At 48.5% G+C, this 998-nt stretch carries 1 protein-coding gene; it reads left to right on the forward strand.

The annotated features are described in order from the left end of the window. Window positions 1-47: 47 nt before the first annotated feature. Window positions 48-998: transposase (locus ACFO8Q_RS23800; RefSeq protein ID WP_380029863.1), on the forward strand; the 951-nt coding region annotated here is incomplete at its 3' end.

The following is a 998-nucleotide window of genomic DNA, read 5'->3' on the forward strand; positions in this document are numbered from 1 at the left end:
TTGGAAGTGACTAACCACCAAAATACCAATTTGCGAGGTGTATTTTCATGGATTTGCAGTTAGAACTGCTACCCTACCACTACTATAACACACTCGGCTTTGATGCTGAACTCATAGATTACATCGATCATGTGGATGATCATGGCGTACTCGAAAAAGTCAAGGTTCTGTATAAGGTCGGCGGCCGTCCGCCAGTAGATCCGAGAACGTATTTCCGTATGCATTACCTGTACTTCACACGGCCCGAGATCACTTCCTTCCGTCAGTTAGTCAAGCAGCTAAGAGACCCTAAAAATCAAGCCTGGCGTAATTTCATCATGACGCCTGCCATCAAAGATGTGCCTTGTCACAGCAGTTTAAGCAACTTCCGAAACACGGTCGGTCCGGAGTTGTTTTATCAGATCCTGTTTGATTTGATCGCCCAAGCCTTAAAACTTAAGGATTTTCTTCAACCCACTTTGGTTGGAATTGACTCCCGCCCGGTTTATGCTGGAGTCAATGGGTATAAGAAAAAGCGCTGCCGCTGCGAAAATCAAGCGGCTTGCTCCTGTCCGGCGACCTTATCTGACCCGGACGCGACATGCTGCGTTCAGCGAAGCAAGGTGAACCAAAACAGGTATTTTATCGGTTACCGGAAACATTCCATTGTGTGCCCGACATCGAAAGGCCCGTTGGTCTTGTTATCGATTATCCTTCCCAATGATACAGCCGACATCAAGGTACTCTTGCCGCTTATTGAAAAACTCAAGCAAATTCCTGGCCTCGAAGCAGAATATCTTGTCGCGGACTTAGGCTATTTCTTTGCGGAGGACCAGCACAAAGCCTTGGTCGAATACGATATAACCGTCGTGACCGAGCTGAAGAAAAACACCAAGATTCCGGAACATTGTTCCCCCGAAGGCAGGCCGGAGTGCCAGCAAGGGCACGCCCTTCTTTGGGACGGGTTCGACAAAGAGACCTATACCTCCTGGTTTGTCGGCAACCCGGACAAGTGCAGT

The sequence above is a fragment of the Effusibacillus consociatus genome, from assembly GCF_042652925.1.
GTDB lineage: Bacteria > Bacillota > Bacilli > Tumebacillales > Effusibacillaceae > Effusibacillus > Effusibacillus consociatus.